The sequence below is a fragment of the Lactobacillus sp. C449L genome (assembly GCF_059900815.1).
The window spans coordinates 1-589 of sequence record NZ_JBWXGA010000061.1 but is presented as its reverse complement, the minus strand read 5'-3'; the positions used below and the strand labels follow the sequence as shown (position 1 = coordinate 589).

1 protein-coding gene is annotated in these 589 nt (G+C 72.3%); it reads left to right on the top strand.

Annotated features, from left to right (window positions below):
* Window positions 1-29 precede the first annotated feature (29 nt).
* On the top strand, window positions 30-589 hold a 560-nt coding region (locus AC2JF9_RS08290; RefSeq protein WP_500726843.1), incomplete at its 3' end, for a hypothetical protein.

Genomic DNA, 589 nt, shown 5'->3' with positions numbered 1-589 from the left:
ACATGCGGTTCGTTACGGAGTCGGATGTCGTGATCAAGGTGGGCATCAAGGGAGGATGGGCCGGCGTATCGCTGGTTGCGGTCGCGCTCGTCCTGACGCCTGCGCTCGCCGCCCCCGGCGTCAAGGGCCGGAAGCTCGGCGGGGCCGATGCGGCGAGCGGCGCGTCCTTCACGCCCGCCGTCTCCGATCCGCGTCTCGCGGCGGCGCTTGCCAGGCGCGGCTACCCGGCGGGCAGCTTCGGCTTCACGCCCGCCACGCCGGGCGCTCCGCAGAGCAAGGCGGTGCGGGTGGCCGTCCGCGCCAGCCCCGAAAAGGCGCGGGCCGTCGCGGCCCGGGCCGCGGAGACGCAGGCGCCGACCTATGCCGCCGTCACGCCCAGCAACTACAATCTCGGCGTGGCGGTCGGCTGGAAACGCTTCTCGGTTTCCGGCGACATCGCCCGCGTGGAGAAGGACAGCATCCCCGGCAAGCGCGAATCGGCGGAGGTCGGGGTGAGCTATTCGGGCCGCAAGCTCGGCGGCAAGGTGCAGGTTTCGGCCGAACGGTCCGACGGCGCGCAGCGCCTGATCGGCGTCGACTCGAGCTACTC